At 64.0% G+C, this 20,266-nt stretch carries 22 protein-coding genes; 13 read left to right on the top strand and 9 right to left on the bottom strand.

Annotated features, from left to right (window positions below):
- Positions 1 to 742: 742 nt before the first annotated feature.
- Entirely contained in the window at positions 743 to 916 is a 174-nt protein-coding gene (locus RXV88_RS02070; RefSeq protein WP_316290266.1) for a hypothetical protein, read from the top strand.
- A gap of 2 nt (positions 917 to 918) precedes the next feature.
- On the opposite strand, the gene RXV88_RS02065 is transcribed toward RXV88_RS02070, so the two are convergent.
- From RXV88_RS02065 to RXV88_RS02055, 3 genes are all read right to left on the bottom strand, one after another.
- Entirely contained in the window at positions 919 to 1,146 is a 228-nt protein-coding gene (locus RXV88_RS02065; RefSeq protein ID WP_316290263.1) for a hypothetical protein, read from the bottom strand.
- Positions 1,147 to 1,155: 9 nt separating this feature from the next.
- Entirely contained in the window at positions 1,156 to 1,500 is a 345-nt protein-coding gene (locus tag RXV88_RS02060) for a hypothetical protein (protein ID WP_316290262.1), read from the bottom strand.
- Between the two features lie 181 nt (positions 1,501 to 1,681).
- Positions 1,682 to 2,446, bottom strand: coding sequence for a DeoR/GlpR family DNA-binding transcription regulator (locus RXV88_RS02055; protein WP_316290260.1), 765 nt, complete (start codon positions 2,444 to 2,446; stop codon positions 1,682 to 1,684).
- A 305-nt stretch (positions 2,447 to 2,751) separates the two neighbouring features.
- Here RXV88_RS02055 and glpD point away from each other — a divergent pair, with 305 nt between their 5' ends.
- The 9 genes from glpD to RXV88_RS02010 all read left to right on the top strand — a co-directional run bounded on the left by glpD (position 2,752) and on the right by RXV88_RS02010 (position 11,858).
- Positions 2,752 to 4,353: a glycerol-3-phosphate dehydrogenase gene (gene glpD / locus RXV88_RS02050; protein ID WP_316290257.1), complete on the top strand. Its 1,602-nt coding sequence runs from the start codon at positions 2,752 to 2,754 to the stop codon at positions 4,351 to 4,353.
- 25 nt (positions 4,354 to 4,378) lie between these two features.
- Entirely contained in the window at positions 4,379 to 5,467 is a 1,089-nt protein-coding gene (locus tag RXV88_RS02045) for an ABC transporter ATP-binding protein (RefSeq protein ID WP_316290256.1), read from the top strand.
- A 10-nt stretch (positions 5,468 to 5,477) separates the two neighbouring features.
- Positions 5,478 to 6,554: an ABC transporter ATP-binding protein gene (locus tag RXV88_RS02040; protein WP_316290597.1), complete on the top strand. Its 1,077-nt coding sequence runs from the start codon at positions 5,478 to 5,480 to the stop codon at positions 6,552 to 6,554.
- Positions 6,554 to 7,423 (top strand): sugar ABC transporter permease, encoded by an 870-nt coding sequence (locus RXV88_RS02035; RefSeq protein WP_316290253.1) that lies wholly within the window; start codon positions 6,554 to 6,556, stop codon positions 7,421 to 7,423. The genes RXV88_RS02040 and RXV88_RS02035 overlap by 1 nt, the downstream gene beginning before the upstream one ends.
- Positions 7,424 to 7,426: 3 nt before the next feature.
- Complete coding sequence (locus RXV88_RS02030; RefSeq protein ID WP_316290251.1) at positions 7,427 to 8,287, top strand: carbohydrate ABC transporter permease; 861 nt, start codon at positions 7,427 to 7,429, stop codon at positions 8,285 to 8,287.
- On the top strand, positions 8,287 to 8,550 hold the full coding sequence (locus tag RXV88_RS02025) for a hypothetical protein (protein WP_316290248.1): 264 nt from the start codon (positions 8,287 to 8,289) through the stop codon (positions 8,548 to 8,550). Before RXV88_RS02030 ends, RXV88_RS02025 begins: the two co-directional genes overlap by 1 nt.
- The gene (locus tag RXV88_RS02020) at positions 8,550 to 8,822 is read left to right on the top strand and encodes a DUF2160 domain-containing protein (RefSeq protein WP_316290245.1); all 273 of its coding nucleotides are present in this window, start codon (positions 8,550 to 8,552) and stop codon (positions 8,820 to 8,822) included. The genes RXV88_RS02025 and RXV88_RS02020 overlap by 1 nt, the downstream gene beginning before the upstream one ends.
- A 79-nt stretch (positions 8,823 to 8,901) precedes the next feature.
- Complete coding sequence (locus RXV88_RS02015) at positions 8,902 to 10,623, top strand: ABC transporter substrate-binding protein (RefSeq protein ID WP_316290243.1); 1,722 nt, start codon at positions 8,902 to 8,904, stop codon at positions 10,621 to 10,623.
- Positions 10,624 to 10,712: 89 nt separating this feature from the next.
- Positions 10,713 to 11,858 carry an iron-containing alcohol dehydrogenase gene (locus tag RXV88_RS02010; RefSeq protein WP_316290241.1) on the top strand — a complete coding sequence of 382 codons (1,146 nt, stop codon included), beginning with the start codon at positions 10,713 to 10,715 and terminating at the stop codon, positions 11,856 to 11,858.
- A gap of 22 nt (positions 11,859 to 11,880) precedes the next feature.
- Here the strand turns inward: RXV88_RS02010 and mnhG are convergent, their stop codons facing one another.
- The 6 genes from mnhG to RXV88_RS01980 are packed head-to-tail and all read right to left on the bottom strand — an operon-like array spanning position 11,881 to position 17,843.
- Entirely contained in the window at positions 11,881 to 12,270 is a 390-nt protein-coding gene (mnhG, locus tag RXV88_RS02005) for a monovalent cation/H(+) antiporter subunit G (protein ID WP_316290239.1), read from the bottom strand.
- On the bottom strand, positions 12,267 to 12,554 hold the full coding sequence (locus tag RXV88_RS02000; RefSeq protein WP_316290237.1) for a K+/H+ antiporter subunit F: 288 nt from the start codon (positions 12,552 to 12,554) through the stop codon (positions 12,267 to 12,269). The genes mnhG and RXV88_RS02000 overlap by 4 nt, the downstream gene beginning before the upstream one ends.
- Complete coding sequence (locus RXV88_RS01995) at positions 12,551 to 13,051, bottom strand: Na+/H+ antiporter subunit E (RefSeq protein ID WP_316290235.1); 501 nt, start codon at positions 13,049 to 13,051, stop codon at positions 12,551 to 12,553. Before RXV88_RS01995 ends, RXV88_RS02000 begins: the two co-directional genes overlap by 4 nt.
- Before the next feature lies 1 nt (position 13,052).
- Positions 13,053 to 14,609 (bottom strand): monovalent cation/H+ antiporter subunit D, encoded by a 1,557-nt coding sequence (locus tag RXV88_RS01990; protein WP_316290234.1) that lies wholly within the window; start codon positions 14,607 to 14,609, stop codon positions 13,053 to 13,055.
- Complete coding sequence (locus RXV88_RS01985; RefSeq protein WP_316290232.1) at positions 14,606 to 14,962, bottom strand: Na+/H+ antiporter subunit C; 357 nt, start codon at positions 14,960 to 14,962, stop codon at positions 14,606 to 14,608. Before RXV88_RS01985 ends, RXV88_RS01990 begins: the two co-directional genes overlap by 4 nt.
- Before the next feature lies 1 nt (position 14,963).
- Complete coding sequence (locus tag RXV88_RS01980; RefSeq protein WP_316290230.1) at positions 14,964 to 17,843, bottom strand: monovalent cation/H+ antiporter subunit A; 2,880 nt, start codon at positions 17,841 to 17,843, stop codon at positions 14,964 to 14,966.
- A 373-nt stretch (positions 17,844 to 18,216) separates the two neighbouring features.
- Here RXV88_RS01980 and RXV88_RS01975 point away from each other — a divergent pair, with 373 nt between their 5' ends.
- From RXV88_RS01975 to RXV88_RS01965, 3 genes are all read left to right on the top strand, one after another.
- A complete protein-coding gene (locus tag RXV88_RS01975; RefSeq protein ID WP_316290229.1) occupies positions 18,217 to 18,945 on the top strand; it encodes a Crp/Fnr family transcriptional regulator in 729 nt (242 codons plus the stop codon).
- Between the two features lie 112 nt (positions 18,946 to 19,057).
- Positions 19,058 to 19,270, top strand: coding sequence for a DUF2892 domain-containing protein (locus RXV88_RS01970; RefSeq protein ID WP_316290227.1), 213 nt, complete (start codon positions 19,058 to 19,060; stop codon positions 19,268 to 19,270).
- Positions 19,271 to 19,369: 99 nt separating this feature from the next.
- Entirely contained in the window at positions 19,370 to 20,254 is an 885-nt protein-coding gene (locus RXV88_RS01965; protein WP_316290226.1) for an MBL fold metallo-hydrolase, read from the top strand.
- Positions 20,255 to 20,266: the final 12 nt, after the last annotated feature.

The following is a 20,266-nucleotide window of genomic DNA, read 5'->3' as shown; positions in this document are numbered from 1 at the left end:
CCCCTGCCTTTCCGTACCGGGACCGATCAGAGCGATCGAAGACCCCCCTCCGCAGAAGCCGCTGGCAGGAACCACGGCGCTGATGGGGAACGGAAGTATGTCCGTGAGCTCATGGATGAACGTCACGCCGCTGAGCGCCGTGGGCGACACGTTCTCGAGCGTGTAGGTCAGAACCACGTCGTCACCGGCAACGACCGGATCGGCGAAGGACATGGTGAAGTTCGGCGGAACGGCGGTTGAAACGGTCACGGAATCCGACGCCGTGTTGCCGGTGACGGGCGCGCCGGATTGCGTAGCACTGACCGCGCCGGTGGTCAGCGTATAGTCGCCCGCCGCCGTGCCCGCTGGGATGGTGACCGGAAAAGAAATCTCGCACTGGCTACGCGCGGCCAGGGTGCCGCCGGTGTAATCCAGCACGGTGTTCGAACCGCTGCGCGCCGCCGAGCCGCCGCAGCTGTCCGAGGTCGGAAGCCCGATCACCCCGGTGGGAAAGAGCGGCGAGATGTCGAAGTCGAAGGCGACATCGTCCAACGCCTCGGTCGGGTTGGCGTTCGTGATCTGAGCGATCAGCGCCACCGTCCCGCCGGGCACGACCGGATCGCCGCTGAACCTGATGCCCAGCGTCGGCGCGGTCGTCGATGGCGGATCCACGGTCAGCTGCGCCGAGACATAGCCGGAGGGATAGCTGCCGAAACCGTCGAATGCCTGAAACGTCTCGACCACGTTATTGGTCGTTCCGGTGGTGAGCGCCACCACGTTCACCGACAATGAGCAGCTTGGCGTTGTAAAGAAAGGCGGGCTGGAAAACGAAATCGACGACCCCCCCGCGGACGCCACTGGCGTGCCTGAGCAATCGGTCGTCACGTTCGGAACGTCGGAGATCCGCAGCGAGGCGGGCAGAGTGTCGGCCAGCTGAAACTAGATAAGCCCTCCGGCGGTCGTGTTGGTCACGGTATAGGTCAGCGTCGCATCGCTGTTCAGCGCCACGGTCGAGGGCGAGAACGCCGCCGAAAGAAGCGGCGCGGCGGTTTCGGGCGCGATTTGCACATCTACCGTCGTCGTGCCGGAATTGCCCAAGCTGCTGGTCAGCGCACCGGTGGCAAAGCTGTAAGAGCCCGCCGTGGTCCCGACGATCGACAGCGACACGCGGCAGGTCTAGGAAATGCCGAGCTTGCCGCCCGAGAACGCGATGGCCGACCCGCCCGTGGGCGCGGAAATTGTCCCATCGACGCAGGTGGTCGAGGGCAGGATGCCGCCGGTCTCAAGCCCGGCCGGCAGATTGACGGTAAACGCCACATCGCTTTGCGGCGTTCCGGTCACGTTGTCGATCGCGAAATCCAGCCGCGCGGTTCCGTCGATCCGGACCGGATCGGGATCGACGCTGGCGGACCAGCTGAGGGGGGATTGCGCCTGGGCCTCTGGAACGACCCCCAGGAACAGAACAACGCCCAGGATCAGGGAAAGACAGGAACGAACTTTCGCAATGGCGCTGTGGCGCATGATTGGACCCTCGGCAACGGATGAATATCAAAGGAAAAGTTGAACACCGGCGTGAACATACCGATACAGGTAGACAGCGCACACTGCTCAGATCAAAGGAAAAAATCCGTTAACGAGTCTGCGCCGAAAGGCCACGGCCCGATTGCGCCCCTTTTGCCACAGGCACCCGGGCGCTGCGCGGTCACCGCCCGCAGATGACGACGCGTGTGCCCCAGCCGTCGCAGGCCTTGGCCAGCGTGGGCGCGACCGGCCGGTCGGTGAAGAACACGCCGACATCCGCCAGCGACCCGATCCGCGCCGGCGCGTTGCGCTGGAACTTGGTGTGGTCCGCCACCAGGAACACCTGGCGCGACTGCTGGATGATGGCGCGGCTGACGCCCACCTCCTGCACGTCGAAATCCAGCAGATCGCCGTCGGTATCGAGCGCCGAACAGCCGATCACCGCGTAGTCGAACTTGAACTGGCGGATGGTCTGGGTCGTCAGATCGCCCACCAGCCCGCCATCCGACCGGCGCAGCGACCCGCCGGTGACGACCACATGGCTGTCGGGATTCTGCGCCAGGATGTTGGCGACGTTCATGTTGTTGGTCACCACCATGATGTCGCGGTGGTTCAGCAGCTCGGCCGCGACCGCCTCGGTCGTGGTGCCGATGTTCAGAAAGATCGAGCAATGCTCGGGCAGTTCCGCCGCGCAGGCGCGCGCGATGTCGATCTTGCCGCCCTGGTTCAGGCTGCGCCGTTCCTCGTAACCGATATTCGCCGTCCCCGAGGGCAGCACCGCCCCGCCGTGCACACGCTCCAGCTCGCCGGATTCGGCCAGCTCGGTCAGGTCGCGGCGGATGGTCTGAAGCGTGACTCCGAAGTGATCGGCAAGCCCTTCGACGGTCACTTTGCCTTCACGTCGCGCGACGTCGATGATTTCGCGCTGGCGGAACGATTGCGCCATAAGCCCTCTCTTTGGGCATCCTGAGTACAGCGCACATGGTTCGAGAGCAAGAATATTCCTTTTTGGTCGATTCTACGCCCCGGGGCGGATATTTTCCAAGCACGCAGCATCAAAGCGGAAATGCCGGGGCGAATTTCGGTAATTCAGGGCGTATCTCAGGCGTTCGTGAAAATGTCGCGCCATGCAACCAGCTGAATACTATCAATAATTATAGAAACGAACAAAATCGCAAAAAATAATGTTCCATTTTGCGCCATACCTGCGCATAACCATAGGGTGACACAGCCATCTGCAGGAGGAGCAGCATGTCTAAGACACAGAATGCCGAACCGCTCGACCTGTTCATCATCGGTGGCGGGATCAACGGTTGCGGGATCGCGCGGGATGCGTCGGGCCGCGGTCTGAAGGTTGCGCTGGCGGAAATGAACGATCTGGCGTCGGCGACATCCAGCGCCTCGACCAAGCTCTTTCACGGTGGCCTGCGCTATCTGGAATATTTCGAGGTGCGGCTTGTGCGCGAGTCGCTGATCGAACGCGAAACCTTGCTGAAGGCGATGCCGCATATCAGCTGGCCGATGCGCTTCGTGCTGCCGTATCACAAGGACATGCGGTTCGAGAATTCGACACCGACGTCGAAGCTGCTGAACACCGTGATGCCTTGGATGAAGGGCCGCCGCCCTGCGTGGCTGATCCGGCTGGGGCTGTTCATGTACGACAATCTGGGCGGGCGCGAGATTCTGCCGGGCACCAAGACCGTCGATCTGACGAAAGGACCCGAGGGCGAGCCGCTGAACGACAAATTCGTCAAGGCCTATGAATATTCCGACTGCTGGGTCGAGGATTCGCGGCTGGTCGTGCTGAACGCCCGCGACGCCGAGGCGCGCGGTGCGCAGATCATGACCCGCACCAAGGTTCTGTCGGCCGAACGCACCGGCGATCACTGGACGATCGAAACCGAGAATACAGAAACGGGCGACCGCAAGACGCTGACCGCCAGGATGCTGGTCAACGCGGGCGGCCCCTGGGTCGGCGACATCATCCGCACCAAGATCCGCAGCAATTCCAAGGAAGGCGTGCGGCTGGTGCGCGGCAGCCACATCGTGACCAAGCGGCTTTACGATCATGACAAGTGCTACTTCTTCCAGGGCACCGACGGGCGGATCATCTTCGCCATCCCCTACGAGCAGGATTTCACCCTGATCGGCACGACCGATGCCGAACATCACGACCCTTCGGTGAAGCCGGTCTGCACGGACGAGGAAAAGGACTATCTCTGCAACTTCGCCTCGCAGTATTTCAAGAAACCCGTCACCCGCGACGATGTGGTCTGGAGCTATTCCGGCGTGCGTCCGCTTTACGACGACGGCGCCAGCAGCGCGACGGCGGCGACCCGAGACTACACGCTCAAGGTCGACGATGCGGGCGGCGCACCGGTTCTGAACATCTTCGGCGGCAAGATCACCACCTACCGGCGTCTGGCAGAAAGCGCGCTGGAAAAGATCGCGCCCTATTTCCCGGGCACGCCGGGCAAATGGACGGCTGGGGTGACCCTGCCGGGCGGCGATTTCAAGGTCTCGGAAAAGGGCGCGCTCACCGACAAACTGCGCGGCGATTATCCGTTCCTCAGCGACTTCCACGCCAAGCGCCTGATCCGCGCCTACGGGACCGAGGCCTGGGACATTCTGGGCAACGCCAAGGACCCCAAAGGGCTGGGCCGCGATTTCGGCGCGAGCCTGACCGAGGCCGAGGTCGGCTGGCTGATGCATCACGAATACGCCCGCACCGCCGAAGACATCGTCTGGCGGCGCAGCAAGCTGGGCCTGCGGCTGAACGCCGACGAGATAAAGAAACTGGACGCGTGGATGACCGCGCATCGCAACGAAGCACATTCCGAAGCCGCCGAATAAACCGGCACGGAACGGGAGGACAACGATGACACTGCTGCTGGACGGCGTTTCCAAGGTCGTGGGGTCACAGACCCACATCTATCCGACCGATCTGGAGCTTCAGAAAGGCACGATGAACGTGCTTCTGGGGCCGACCCTGTCCGGCAAGACCTCGCTGATGCGGCTGATGGCGGGGCTCGACGTGCCCGCCACGGGCCGGATTGTCTGGAACGGCGAGGATGTCACCGGCATGCGGGTTCAGGACCGCAAGGTGGCGATGGTCTATCAGCAGTTCATCAACTACCCGTCGATGACCGTCTACGACAACATCGCCTCGCCGATGAAGCTGCTGGGCAAGACCGCCGATGAGATTGACGCAGCGGTACGCAAGACCGCCGATCTGATGCAGCTGACGCCGATGCTCGACCGCAAGCCGCTGGAGCTGTCGGGCGGCCAGCAGCAGCGCTGCGCGCTGGCGCGGGCGCTGGTCAAGGATGCGGGCCTGGTGCTGCTGGACGAACCGCTGGCCAACCTCGACTACAAGCTGCGCGAAGAGCTGCGGGTCGAGATCCCCAAGATTTTCGAAGAGGCCGGCAGCATCTTTGTCTACGCCACCACCGAGCCGGAAGAGGCGCTTTTGCTGGGCGGCAACACCGCCACGCTCTGGGAGGGCCGCGTCACCCAGTTCGGGCGCACGCCCGAGGTCTATCGCCAGCCCACCGACACCACGACCGCGCGGGTGTTCAGCGATCCGCCGATGAACTTCCTGCCGGTGTCCAAGACCGGCAACGTGCTGATGTTCGGCGACGGTCAAAAGACCGCCGCCACCGGTCGCCTGGCCGAACTGGCCGACGGTCGCTACACCGCCGGGTTCCGGCCCAACCACCTGGAGATCGGCAAGCACACCGGCGATGCGATGATGTTCACCACCAAGCTGGTGGTGACCGAGCTGACGGGGTCGGAGACCTTTGTGCATCTCGATCACGGCGGCGAGCGCTGGGTCGGGCTGATCCACGGGGTGCATAACCTGACGCTTGGCGCGGACCTGCAGGTCTATCTGGACCCGTCCCATGTCTACGTTTTCGACGAATCCGGCGATCTGGTGGCCCCGGCCGCCTATGCGCTGGCAGCCTGAGAGGGGCACGATGGCCAAGATCACGCTTGACAACCTGGCGCATTCCTACCTGCCCAACCCGGGCGGCGAGGACGATTTCGCGCTGAAAGAGCTGAACCACGACTGGGTCGATGGCGAGGCATATGCCCTGCTGGGGTCTTCGGGCTGCGGCAAGTCCACTCTGCTCAACATCATCTCGGGGCTGTTGCAGCCGTCGCAGGGGCGTATCCTGTTCGACGACAAGGACGTGACCCACGCCCCCACCGCCGAGCGCAACATCGCGCAGGTTTTCCAGTTCCCCGTGGTCTACGACACGATGACCGTGCGCGAAAATCTCGCCTTTCCGCTGAAGAACCGGGGCGAGGATGCGGCCTATGTGGCCAGCCGCGTGCAGCAGATCGCACAGATGATCGGAATGGAAGGCACGCTCGACCGCAAGGCGCGCGGGCTGACGGCGGATGCCAAGCAAAAGATCAGCCTGGGCCGCGGCATGGTGCGCGAGGACGTCAACGCGCTTCTCTTCGACGAACCGCTGACGGTGATCGACCCGCATATGAAGTGGGAGCTGCGCACCCAGCTGAAATCGCTGCACCACGAATTCGGCCACACGATGATCTACGTCACCCACGACCAGACCGAGGCGCTGACCTTCGCAGACAAGGTCGTGGTGATGTACGACGGCCGCGTTGTGCAGATCGGCACGCCGCAGGAATTGTTCGAACGGCCAGAGCATACCTTCGTGGGGTATTTCATCGGCTCGCCGGGCATGAACGTGATCCCCGCCAAGATCGAAGGCAATCAGGCCTATGTCAACGGCACCTCGATCCAGCTGGGCAGCGGCTACAAGCCGCTTTCGGGCAAGGTCGAGATCGGCGTGCGGCCGGAATTCGCGCGGCTGACGCGCGACGAGGGCCTGCCGGTCAAGGTGCGCCGGATCGAGGATGTGGGCCGGCACAAGATCGTGCGCGCCGAATTCTTCGGCCATGACATCAACATCATCGCCGACGAGGGCGAGGCCGTCAGTGCCGACATGACCCACGTCACTTTCGACGCCGGGCACGTCAACGTTTATGCCGACGACTGGCTGGTCAACGGGGAGGCCGCGTAATGGACAAGACCGTCAACCAAAAGGCCTGGTTCCTGGTCCTTCCGGTTCTGGTGCTGGTCGCCTTTTCCGCCGTCATCCCGCTGATGACCGTGGTGAATTATTCGGTGCAGGACACCTTCGGCAACAACCAGTTCTTCTGGGCGGGGCTGGAGTGGTTCGCCGAAATGCTCGAATCCGAGCGCATGTGGGATGCGCTGGGGCGGCAGATGATGTTCTCGGCGATCATCCTGGCGATCGAGATCCCGCTGGGCATCTTCGTCGCGCTGAACATGCCGAAAAAGGGGTTTTGGGCGTCGTTCTGCCTGGTGCTGATGTCGCTGCCGCTGCTGATCCCGTGGAACGTGGTCGGTACGATCTGGCAGATCTTCGGCCGCGTCGACATCGGCCTGCTGGGCTATACCCTGTCGGCGATCGGGATCGAGTACAACTACACGCAGGACATCTTTGCCGCCTGGGTCACGGTGATCGTGATGGATGTGTGGCACTGGACATCGCTGGTGGCGCTGCTGGCCTATGCCGGGCTGCAATCCATCCCCGACGCCTATTACCAGGCCGCCAAGATCGACCAGGCATCGCGCTGGAAGGTGTTCCGCTTTATCGAGCTGCCCAAGATGATGGGCGTTCTGATGATCGCGATCCTCCTGCGGTTCATGGACAGCTTCATGATCTACACCGAACCTTTCGTCGTCACCGGCGGCGGACCGGGCAACGCCACCACCTTCCTGTCGATCGACCTGGTGAAGATGGCGCTGGGGCAGTTCGACCTTGGCCCGGCGGCGGCCTTCTCGATCATGTACTTCCTCGTGATCCTGCTGATTTCCTGGGTGTTCTACACCGTCATGACCAACCTCGATAAGCGGGAGGGCTGAGCGATGGCCGATACAACCACCATCCCGGGCGACCTGACGGCGCAGGGCACCAAGAAGCGGGTCAAGATCAAGGGGTCGGCCATCGTCATGGGGCTCTACCTGCTGTTCCTGCTGTTGCCGATCTACTGGCTTCTGAACATGAGCCTGAAGACCAACACCGAGATCCTCAACACCTTCACGCTCTGGCCCAACGATCTGACGCTGGCCAATTACGTGACCATTCTGACCGATCCGGCGTGGTATCTGGGCTATGTCAATTCGCTGATCTACGTGGTGATGAATACGGTGATCAGCCTGGCCGTGGCCCTGCCCGCCGCCTATGCGTTCAGCCGCTATCACTTCATGGGCGACAAGCACCTGTTCTTTTGGTTGCTGACCAACCGGATGGCCCCGCCCGCCGTCTTTGCGCTTCCGTTCTTCCAGCTTTATTCGTCGGTCGGCCTGTTCGATACGCATATCGCGGTGGCGCTGGCGCATTGCCTGTTCAACGTGCCGCTGGCGGTGTGGATCCTCGAGGGCTTCATGCGCGGCGTGCCCAAGGAGATCGACGAGACCGCCTATCTCGACGGCTACAGCTTTGGCAGTTTCTTCGTAAAGATCTTCATGCCGCTGATCGCGTCCGGCATCGGGGTCGCCGCGTTCTTCTGCTTCATGTTCTCGTGGGTGGAGCTGCTGCTGAGCCGCACCCTGACCACCGTCGACGCCAAGCCCATCGCCGCGATCATGACCCGCACCCAGGGGGCCGCGGGCATCGACTGGGGCGTGCTGGCCGCCGCCGGGATCCTGACCATCGTGCCGGGGGCCTTGGTGATCTATTTCGTCCGCAACTACATCGCGAAGGGCTTTGCCCTGGGGAGGGTTTGATGAAACGCATTCTGACACTGGCCGTGCTGACGCTCGGCCCCGGCGCGGCGCTGGCCGACATCGTCGCCCCGCAAGGACAGAACGAGACGGTCATCGCCATGGTCAATACCGACCAGATGCAATACGCGGTGATCGGCGACAACGCTCTGGTGATCCAGTTCAGCGGCGGCGAGCAGAACCGCCTGACCATCAACCAGACCGGCGACAACGCCGCCGAGCTGCTTCAGGGCTGGCTGAGCCAACTGTCCGGAGGCGCTGACTGATGGACTGGATGGCATGGACCTGGCCGACGGCGATCTTCTTTCTGGTTATCGCAAGCCTGTTGATCACCTTCACGGTACTCGCGATCAAGTTCCCCGAAACCCCGCGCGTGGGCATCCTGAGGATCGAGACGACGCGGGGCGACCGGCTTTTCATAACGCTTCTGGGCAGCGCCTTTATCAATCTGGCCTGGCTGGGATGGGTTGGCGACAATCAGCCATACGCGCTGATCGTCTGTCTTGCCTATGCCGCGGCGGTGTTCCGCTGGGTGTAGTCGCACAAGAACCGGGGGTCCGGCGCATCAGCACCGGGCCGCCGCCAAGAATAAACCAAAGTCCATAAGGGAGGACATAATGAACCTGAAACTCTTATCCTCAACAGCTGTGGTCGCGGCGCTCGCGATGACGCCCATGACGGCCTGGGCCGACATGGACGCGGCGCGCGCGTTCCTCGACAGCGAAATCGGCGACCTTTCGGCCCTGACCCGCGAAGAGCAGGAAGCCGAGATGCAGTTTTTCGTCGACGCCGCCGCGCCTTTCCAGGGCATGGAAATCAAGGTCGTGTCGGAAACGATCACCACACATGAATACGAAAGCCAGGTTCTGGCACCGGCATTCACCGCCATCACCGGCATTCAGGTCACCCACGACCTGATCGGCGAAGGCGACGTGGTGGAAAAGCTGCAAACGCAGATGCAGTCGGGCGAGAACATCTACGACGGCTACATCAACGACTCGGACCTGATCGGCACCCACTGGCGCTATCAGCAGGCCCGCAACCTGACCGACTGGATGGCGGGCGAAGGCGCGGACGTCACGCTGCCGACGATCGACATGGACGATTTCATCGGCCTCAGCTTCACCACCGGCCCGGACGGCAAGGTCTACCAGCTGCCCGACCAGCAGTTCGCGAACCTCTACTGGTTCCGCTACGACTGGTTCAACGACGAGAAGAACCGGGCCGACTTCAAGGCGGCTTATGGCTATGACCTCGGCGTGCCCGTCAACTGGACGGCTTACGAGGACATTGCCGAGTTCTTCACCGGGCGCGACCTGTCGCACCTCGGGGTCGAGGGCGACGTCTATGGCAACATGGACTACGGCAAGAAGGACCCCTCGCTCGGTTGGCGTTACACCGACGCGTGGATGTCGATGGCCGGCATGGGCGACGTTGGCGAACCCAACGGCCTTCCGGTCGACGAATGGGGTATCCGGGTGAACGAGAACTCGCAGCCCACCGGCTCGTGCGTGTCCCGTGGCGGCGCGACCAACTCGCCTGCCGCCGTCTACGCCGTGACCAAGGCCATCGAATGGCTGGAGAAGTACTCGCCGCCCGCAGCCGCTGGCATGACCTTCTCCGAGGCGGGCCCGATTCCGGCGCAGGGCAACGTCGCCCAGCAGATGTTCTGGTACACCGCCTTCACCGCCGCCACGGTCGAGCCCGGCCTGCCGGTGATGAACGAGGACGGCACGCCCAAGTGGCGCATGGCCCCCTCGCCGCACGGTGTGTACTGGACCGAAGGTACCAAGATCGGCTATCAGGACGCCGGTTCCTGGACGCTGATGAAGTCGACCCCGGTGGACCGCGCCAAAGCCGCATGGCTCTATGCGCAGTTCGTGACGTCCAAGACCGTGGACGTGAAGAAAAGCCACGTCGGCCTGACCTTCATCCGCGAATCCACCATCCAGCACGAGAGCTTTACCGAGCGTGCGCCCAAGCTGGGCGGCCTGGTCGAGTTCTACCGTTCGCCGGCCCGCGTCCAGTGGTCGCCGACCGGGACGAACGTGCCGGACTATCCCAAGCTGGCGCAGCTGTGGTGGCAGAACATCGGCGACGCCATGTCGGGTGCCAAGACCCCGCAGGAAGCGCTCGACAGCCTCTGCGCCGATCAGGAGCGTGTGCTGGAGCGTCTCGAGCGTGCCGGTATCCAGGGCGACATCGGTCCCAAGCTGAACGAAGAGCAGGATCCGGAATACTGGCTGAGCCAGCCGGGTTCGCCCAAGGCCAAGCTTGAGAACGAAGACGAAGAGCCGATCACCGTCGCCTATGACGAGCTGATCAAGTCCTGGCAGTAAGCCAGCGTCACAGGCCGGGGCCCCGCGGGGCCCCGGCTTTTTTGCGCCCGCCCCCGGGGCGGATGCCGCACAGGACCACGAGAAGTGCCATGACCCCGTTTTCCCTGCGGACCCCCGACAGAATTCTTTTCGGCCGCGATGCGCGGCTGCAGGCCGCCGACGCCATTGCCGATTTCGGCCGAAAGGTCGCGTTGGTGCGCGGCGGCGCGGTGCCCTGGGTCGACACCCTGCGCCAAGACCTGACCGACGCCGGGGCCGAGGTGCTCGAGCTGCGCTCGGCCGGCGAGCCGAGCCTGCCGCAGCTTGACGCCGCCCTCGCCCGCGCGCGGCCGTTTGAGCCCGATGTCGTGGTCGCCGTCGGCGGCGGCGCGACGGTGGATCTGGGCAAGGCCATCGCCGGGCTGATCCGCTCGCCCCTGCCGCCCATCGCGCATTTCGAAGTTGTCGGCGCGGGCCACCCCATTGACGGCCCGGTCTGCCCTTTCGTGGCGATCCCGACCACCTCTGGCACCGGCGCCGAGGCCACCAAGAACGCGGTGATCACCGTGCCCGAACGCGCCATCAAGGTCAGCCTGCGAGACGACCGGATGCTGGCCGCGCTGGCGCTAGTCGATCCCGCCCTGACCGACGGCTGCCCCAAAGCGCTCACCCTGGCCTCCGGTCTGGACGCCGTAACGCAGCTGATCGAGCCCTATGTCAGCTGCCGCGCCAACCCGGTGACCGACAGCCTCTGCCGGGACATGATCCCGCAGGCACTGGCCGCACTGGCCCGGCTGATGCAGACCGAAGACCCCGACGCGCGCGATACCCTGTCCCGCGCGAGCCTGCTCAGCGGCATCGTTCTGGCCAATTCCGGGCTGGGCATCGTGCATGGTCTTGCCGGGGTGATCGGCGGACGCACCGGCGCGCCGCACGGGGCGCTCTGCGGCCGTCTGCTGCCCGCGAGCCTTACTGTCAATCACGCAGCGCTGCGCGATGCCGGGCAATCGACCGCCCGCATCGACGAGGTCTGGGGCTGGATCGGCGAGGCGCTGGGGCAAGATCGTGCCAACCGGCGCGAGGCGCTCGAGTCGTTCCTGGCGGCGAACGGGCTGACAACGCTGGAGGCGATGGGCTGCACCGCCGCCGATCACGCCGCCATCGCGGCTCAGGCGGCCAAGGCATCCTCGACCAAGGCCAATCCGGTCGTGCTGACCGAAGCGCAGATCGCCGGGATCCTCGCCCAGACGCCCTGAGGCCTGCGGCCCGAAACGGCGATCAGGTCTCTTTCGGCTCGGCCAGTTCGCGGTCGGCCTCGGGGACATCCAGCGTCGACCAGGTGTCGTCCTGCCGCGGCGCGGGCGGCGTTTCGCAGGTCTTTTTGTGGATGTTCACCTTGGCGATGAAATTGGCCGAGATCGGGGCGGTCACGAACAGGAACGCCATGATCAGAAGCTGGTTCATCGACCCTTCGCCCACGACGAAGGAATGAATGATCGAGGCCAGCAAAAGCGAGCCGATCCCGACCGTCCCCACCTTGGTCGGCGCGTGAAGCCGCGCCATGGCGTCGTTGAACTTGATCAGGCCGATCGCACCCACCAGCGCGAACAAGGCGCCGATCACAAGGCAGAAGACGACCGCGTATGTTCCGATGATCTGCAGGGTCATTCGATGATATCCCCCCTGAGGACGAAGCGGGCGTAGGCGACGGTCGACACGAAGCCCAGCATCGCGATGATCATCGCCGCCTCGAAATAGATGCGCGTACCCTGCGAGATGCCCAGAAGGACGATCATGCCGATGGCGTTCACCACCATCGTGTCGAGCGCGAGGATGCGGTCGCCGGTGCCGGGCCCGATCACGAGCCGGATCATCGACAGGAATTGCGCCAGGGTCACCACCACGAAGGCAAAGACAATGGCCAGATCCATGAGTTCGGTCGCAGCGGTCATACGAAAATCTCCTTCAGGCGGCGCTCGTAACGCTCCTTGATCTCGTCGCGGACGGCGTCCGGGTCGTCGGTGTGCAGCACATGAACCAAGAGGCTGTGGCCTTCGTTGGACAGATCGGCCGACACCGTTCCCGGCGTCAGTGTGATCGTCCCGGCCAGCACCGTGATCGCCTCGGGCTGACGCAGGTCGAGCGGCACGACGATCCAGGCGGATTTCAGTTGGGAATTGGGCTTGGTCAGGACGATCCAGGCCACCTGCACGTTGGCCACCAGGATATCCCAAAGCACGATCAGACTGTAGCCGATCATGCGCCCCATGCGGAAGCCGCGGGGGCGGTCGGGCCACCAGGCCGCCGTGATCAGCGGAATGATGATCCCCAGGATGATCCCGAACACCACCATCCCAGCCGACACCTGGTTCTGCAGCAGGGTCCAGACCACGGCCAACAACAGGGTCAGCAGGGGGTGCGGCAGCAACCGGTGAATTGCGCTCATCATGTCAGTGCCCTCCTTCCGTCGGTGTGCTCAGCTTGCCGGGGGTGTCGAGCACCGTCGAGACATAGGCGTCCGGCGCAAAGAGCTGGCTTGAGATGCTGCTCATGTAGCCGCTGACCGGCCCGGCAAAGACCGTATGCGCGACCAGCAGCGCCAGCAGCCCGCCCACAGCCACATATGACAGCGCCGAGGGCGCGGGCGCGGGCTCTGCGCCAGTGTCGCTGTCGGTGTCGGGCGCGAGGCTCTGCGCCTTCCAGAACACCGTGCTGCCCGCCCGGGCAAAGCCGACCACCGCGATCAGGCTCGATGTCAGGATGACGGCCCAGACCCAGACCACATAGGACGTGTCGAAGGCCGCATCGAGGATCTGCAGCTTGCCCACGAAGCCCGACAGCGGCGGCAGGCCCGTCATGGCAATCGCAGCGACAAAGAACACCGCAGCGGTCAGCGCAGCCCCCGCGACCGGGGGCATGGCCGACAGATGCAGGCTCTCACGCCCGGCGCGCACCAGGTCGGTGATCAGGAACAACGCCGCGGCGGCCAGCGTGGAATGCACGATGTAGTAAAGCGCTGCCGCGATCCCGGCCTCGGTGAACATGGCGATGGACACCATCACCATGCCCATCGACCCGATCACCGCAAAGGCGACCAGCCGGTCGAGATGCCGCGCCGCCAGGACACCGATCATGCCGATGGCCAGCGACGACAGCGCCGCAGGCATCAGCCAGACGCCGTGTAGACCCGCCGTGACCTCTAGGTCGGGCGGAAAGACGATGGTGTAGACCCGGATGATCGCATAGGCGCCCACCTTGGTCATGATCGCGAAAAGTGCCGCGACCGGTGCCGGCGCCTCGGCATAGCTGGAGGGCAGCCAGAAATGGAGCGGCAGCAGCGCCGCCTTGATCGCGAAGACCAGCAGCAGCAGAACCGCCGCCACCCGGATGCCCACGGTCGCATCCGCGCCGATCAACTGCACCCGCTGCGACAGGTCCGCCATGTTCAGCGTCCCGGTTTCGGCATAGAGCGAGCCCAGTGCGAACAGGAACAGGGTCGAGCCCAGCAGGTTGAAAAGCACATATTGCACGCCCGCCCGCAGCCGCGCATTGCCGCCCGCATGGATCATCAGCCCGTAAGAGGCGATCAGCAGCACCTCGAAGAAGACGAAGAGGTTGAAGAGGTCGCCGGTCAGGAACGCCCCCATGATCCCCATCAGCTGGAACTGGTAGAGCGCGTGGAAGTGCCGCCCACGCTCGTCCCACCCGGACCCGATGGCGTAAAGCAGAACCAGCAGCGCCAGCACCGCCGTCAGCAGCACCATCAGCGTCGACAGCCGGTCGCCGACGATGACGATCCCGAAGGGCGCGGCCCAGTCGCTCAGCCGGTAGAGCATGACCGTCCCGTCCGAGGCCTGCCAGACCAGCCCGGCGGCGATGGCCACCAGCGCCAGCACACCGGCGACCGAGAACACCCGCTGGATGCCGATGTGATACCGCGCGGCCAGGACGATGAACGGCGCGAGCATGGCCGGAAGAACGACGGGGGCGATGATCCAGTGGGTCATGCTGCGTCCTCCGGCTTGGCCGCGGGCTCTTCGGTCTGATCGTCCACGTGGTCGTCGTCAGAGCCCAGATAGGCGCCCAGCGCGATCACCACGACCACGGCGGTCATGCCGAACGAGATCACGATGGCCGTCAGAACCAGCGCCTGCGGCAGCGGATCGGTATAGGCCGACACCCCGTCCTGCAGGATCGGCGGCGCGCCGATGGTCAACCGCCCCGACGCGAACAGGAACACGTTCACCGCATAGGTCAGCAGCGACATGCCCAGGATCACCGGGAAGGTGCGCAGACGCAGCACGAGGTAGAGCCCCGCGGCGGTCAGGATGCCAATGGCGGACGCAACAAGCAGTTCCATCTCACACCCCCTTGTTCATGGTTGCAGGGTCTTGCGGCGGAAGATCCTCGCGCGATGGGTCGATATCCATCGGATAGTCGCTGTCGGGCATATGCGCCCGCCGCGCCAGCCTCGAGAAGCTCTCCAGCGACAACATCACCGCCCCGACGACCGCCAGAAAGACCCCGAGGTCGAAGAGCCCCGCGGTGGCCAGCTCGAACTTGTAGAAAGGCGGGATGCGGACATAGGTGAAATCCGAGGTCAGAAAGGGTTTGGACACGAACCAGGACCCGATCCCGGTCAGCCCGGCGATCAGAACGCCCGCCCCGATCACCCCGTGATAGGGATAGCGCAGCCGGTCCGACGCCCAGTTAAAGCCGCTGGCCATGTACTGCATCACCACCGCGATCGACACGATCAGGCCGGCGATGAACCCGCCGCCGGGCTCGTTGTGGCCGCGCAGGAAGATGTAGAACCCGACCATCAGCACCACCGGCATCATCACCCGGGTCAGCACCACCATCATGGTGGGGTGCATGTCGCCCGCGCGTGGCTGGTCCGGCTTGCGGTTCAGCAGGCGCGCCCGCACCGGGCCGGACAGCAGCGTCTCGGTCAGCGCGTAGATCAGCAGCGCGGCGATCCCCAGCACGATGATCTCGCCGTAGGTGTCGAAGCCCCGGAAGTCGACCAGGATCACGTTGACCACGTTGGTGCCGCCGCCGCCCTTGTACGAATTCGCCAGGTGGAAGTCCGAGATGCTCGTCGCCACGGTGTCGCGCAGCAGGTAGTGATAGGACAGCCCCATCGTCGCAGCCCCCCCCGCCACGGCGACGAAAGTGTCGCGGGTGCGGCGCAGGACGGTGCTTTCCACCGGTGTGGTGTTGGGCAGGAAGTTCAACGCCAGCAGCATCAGGATGATCGTCACCACCTCGACCGTGATCTGGGTCATCGCCAGGTCAGGCGCGCTGAAGTAGACAAAGCCGAAGGACACCATCAGCCCCACGATGGCGATCAGGATCAGCGACAAGAGACGGTTGCGGTGCAGGAACACCAGCCCGAAGGTGGCCCCGACCAGGATCACCCAGGCCGCGATGTGCACCAACCCGAACGGCTGCATCGCAAAGTCGGCGGGCCCGACCGTTCCGGTGCTCCAGGCATGATAGCCCACGGCCACCACGGTGACCGCCATGATCGCCTCGTAACGCGTGAACGACCCGTCATGGGTGCTGTGGATGATGCGGCGCGACAGGGCCACGGCGGCGGCGACGATCGCCTCAAAGATCGCCTTGGCCTCGGGGCGCGGGGCGGCCTCCCATGCCCGCAGAAGCGGCCGGAACACGGCCATCAGCACAAGGCCGCCCGCCACCGCGGCAATGGACATGAACAGCGCAGGCACCAGCCCGTGCCAGATCTTGATGTATTTCGTCTCGAGCTCGGCCACGCCGCCGATCACCGATTTGGCCACCAGGAAGACGAAGTCCTGCACCAGGAACGGCGCCACGCCGATCAGCACCACCAGCGTCACCAGGATCGCCGGCGGCAGCCACATGCCCGCGCCCGGATCGTGCGGCTTGGACGGATAATCGTCGCGCACCGGGCCCAGGAACGTGTGCCCGATCAGACGAAAGCAATAGGCCGCCGAAAACAGCGACCCGACCGTCGCCATGACCGGCACCAGCCAGGGCGCGCCGAAGAGAACGGTATGCGTCGCCTCTTCCAGCATCATTTCCTTGGACAAAAAGCCGTTGAGCAACGGAATGCCCGCCATCGACAGCGCCGCCAGCGTCGCGATCACGAAGGTGACCGGCATCAGGTGCCGCAACCCGCCGAGGCGGCGGATGTCGCGGGTGTGCGCCTCGTGGTCGATGATCCCCGCCGACATGAAAAGCGCCGCCTTGAACGTCGCGTGGTTGAGAATGTGGAACACCGCCGCCATCGCGCCAAAGGCCGTGCCGGTGCCCAAGAGCATGGTGATCAGCCCCAGGTGGCTGACGGTCGAAAAGGCCAGCAGCGCCTTGAGGTCATGCTTGAACAGCGCGATCACCGCGCCCAGCACCATCGTGATCAGCCCTGCCGTCGTGACGATAGCGAACCACTCCGGCGTGCCCGAAAGCACCGGCCACATCCGCGCCATCAGAAAGATACCCGCCTTCACCATGGTGGCCGAGTGCAGATAGGCGCTGACCGGGGTCGGCGCGGCCATCGCATGGGGCAGCCAGAAGTGGAACGGGAACTGCGCCGATTTGGTGAAGCAGCCCAGCAGGATCAGGATCAGCGCCGGGACGTAGAGCGGCGAGTCCTGGATCAGCTCGCGGTTCTGCAGAATGACGCTCAGATCGTAGCTGCCCACGATCTGGCCCAGTATCAGCATCCCGCCGATCATCGCCAGCCCGCCCATGCCGGTCACCGCCAGCGCCATCCGCGCGCCCTGCCGCCCCTCGGGCAGGTGTTTCCAATAGCCGATCAGCAGGAAGGACGACAGCGAGGTGAGCTCCCAGAAGACCAGCAAAATCAGGATATTGTCGCTCAGGACGATCCCCACCATCGCGCCCTGGAAGAGCAGCAAGTAGGTGAAAAACTCGCCCATATTGTCGTTTCGCGACAGGTAGAAGCGGGCATAGGTGATGATCAGCAGACCGATCCCGAGGATCAGGAATGCAAAAAAGAACCCGAGCCCGTCCAGCATGAACCGCGCGTTCAGCCCGAGCGCGGGCAGCCAGTCGATACCGGTTGTCACCACCTCCCCGGCCAGAACGGCGGGCAGGTTGGTCAGCAGACCGATGAAAGCGGCCAGCGACACCATGAAGGTGATGCCCGCGCAGGCCTGACGTCCCGCGGAATTCATGATGCCGGGCAGCAAAGCTCCCACGAAGGGCAAGGCGACGATGAGGAAGAGGGACACGCGAACTCCTGATCTGAGGGCCTATGATCTGAGGGCCTAAAGCTGCCCCGTTATTTGTTCCAATTTGGCGCGACCCTCAAGGGAAACCGACAAAAACTGTCATAAATGCGCCCCGAAAGAGCGGAACAAAACGAGTTTTCACAGCCGGAACGCACGTTGTGACCGCGCGCGGCGTGCCATTTTTCAGGATCTATCCCTGATTCCCGCTCTGGCCAGCCCTGTATCCGTCAGGGCCACCAGCGAGGCCCATTCGCTTTGGCGCATCGCTGGCACCGTCGAATCCGGGATTTCGGGGAATTGCACAAGATCCGGCGGGACGACGCCGAAAAACCGGCACTTTGTGAATGACTTTTCTGCGCCTATACCGGTTGGCATGACACGCAACGGCGATACCGACGGCACCCTTCACGCGACCAACGCCCACCTGCGGGGGCGTGGCGGTTCGGCCCCATGGATCGACCGCTTTGCCGGGCTGAGCCGCCTGCCCGACGACATAAAGAAAACGCTGACTGACAGCAGCCAGGTCGTATCTGTGCCGGCGGGGACCGTTGTCTTTGGTCCAGGCCATATCCCCGACAATCTGCTTTTGCTGCTCGAAGGGTCGGTGCGGGTGTCGCAGACCTCCGAACAGGGGCGCGAGATCGTGCTCTACCGGGTCGAGGCGGGGCAAAGTTGCGTTCTGACCACCGCCTGCCTTCTGGCGCACGAGGCCTATGCCGCCGAAGGCATCGCCGAGACCGACGTCAAGGCGGTCGCGATCCCCCGCGCCACCTTCGACGATCTGGTGTCCCGGGCGCCGCTCTTCCGCGATTTCGTCTTTACCGCCTATTCGCGGCGAATCACCGATCTGTTCCGCGTCGTGGACGAGGTCGCATTCGGCCGTATCGACATGCGGCTGGCCGAACGCCTGCTGACCCTGTCGCGCGACGGTGACGAGGTGAAGGCCACCCATCAGCAGCTGGCCACCGAACTGGGCACCGCGCGCGAGGTCATCTCGCGGCAATTGCAGGAATTTCAACGCCGTGGCTGGATCGAACAAGAGCGCGGGCGCATCCTGCTGCACGACCGCAAGCATCTGACGGCGCTGCGCGACAGTTTGTAGACTCGACCGGGGCCCGGGCGGGGTAGTCAAATAATTTCGCGGGATGGTGACAATGTCACCGACCACGCGCCTTCGAAGCTGTAGGGTCGCTATAGCTTTAAGGAGACCACAGATGACTGCCAATGTTGGAACGATCGACCGCATCCTCCGGGCCTTGCTGGGGATTGCGCTGCTTTGGCTGGCCTTTTTCAGCGGCCTGCCCGCGGTCGAGGCCGGTGCGCTGAAATGGATCGCCGCCGCGGTGGGCGTCGTGATGCTGGGGGTGGCCGCGGTGCGCGTCTGCCCGCTCTACAGCATCGCCGGCATCAGGACCTGCCGCGCCTGAACCGGCCCGAACCATCGGCAGCCGGCCCGGTGAAGCGGGCCGGTTTCAGCCGTGAAAAACAGATGCGATGACCGAAACGCAAGAAAGATGGAAAACGCAATGACCGACTATCCCGTCAACATGGACATCAAACCGCAGGTCGAAGCCTTCTTCGACGAGGCGACGAACACGATCAGCTATATCGTCAAGGACCCAAGTTCGAACGCCTGTGCGATTGTCGACAGCGTCATGGACATCGACTATGCCGCCGGGCGGATCACCTATGACCACGCCGACGCGCTGATCGACCATATCCGCAAGAACGATCTCAAGCTGGAGTGGATCATCGAAACCCACGTCCACGCCGATCACCTGAGCGCCGCGCCCTATATCCAAGAGCGTCTGGGCGGCAAGATCGGCATCGGCTCGAAGATCATGGTGGTGCAGGAGACCTTTGGAAAGGTGTTCAACGAGGGCACCGAATTCCAGCGCGACGGCAGCCAGTTCGACGCCCTGTTCGAAGACGGCGACACCTACAAGATCGGCAACATGGAGGCCTTTGCGATGTACACGCCGGGCCACACGCCGGCGTGCATGGTGCATGTGATGGGCGATGCGGCCTTTGTGGGCGATACGCTCTTCATGCCCGACGGCGGATCGGCGCGCGCCGATTTCCCGGGTGGCGATGCGGGCACGCTCTACGATTCGATCCAGAAGGTCCTGACCCTGCCCGAGGACATGCGTCTTTTCATGTGCCACGATTACGGCCCCAACGGCCGCGACATTCAGTGGGAAACCACCGTCGGCGACGAAAAGGCCCACAACATCCATGTGGGCGGCGGCAAGAGCCGGGAAGACTTCGTCAAGTTCCGCACCGAACGCGATGCGCAGCTGGCGATGCCCAAGCTGATCATCCCGTCGCTTCAGGTGAACATGCGCGCGGGCGAAGTGCCGACCGACAAGGACGGCAAGCCCATGCTCAAGGTGCCGCTGAACGGGCTTTGAACCGAAGGGGAA

The organism is Aestuariicoccus sp. MJ-SS9 (assembly GCF_032586235.1).
In the GTDB taxonomy this organism is placed as follows: domain Bacteria; phylum Pseudomonadota; class Alphaproteobacteria; order Rhodobacterales; family Rhodobacteraceae; genus Aestuariicoccus.
Note: the sequence above shows the minus strand (reverse complement) of the source record. Positions and strands in the feature narration are given on the sequence as shown.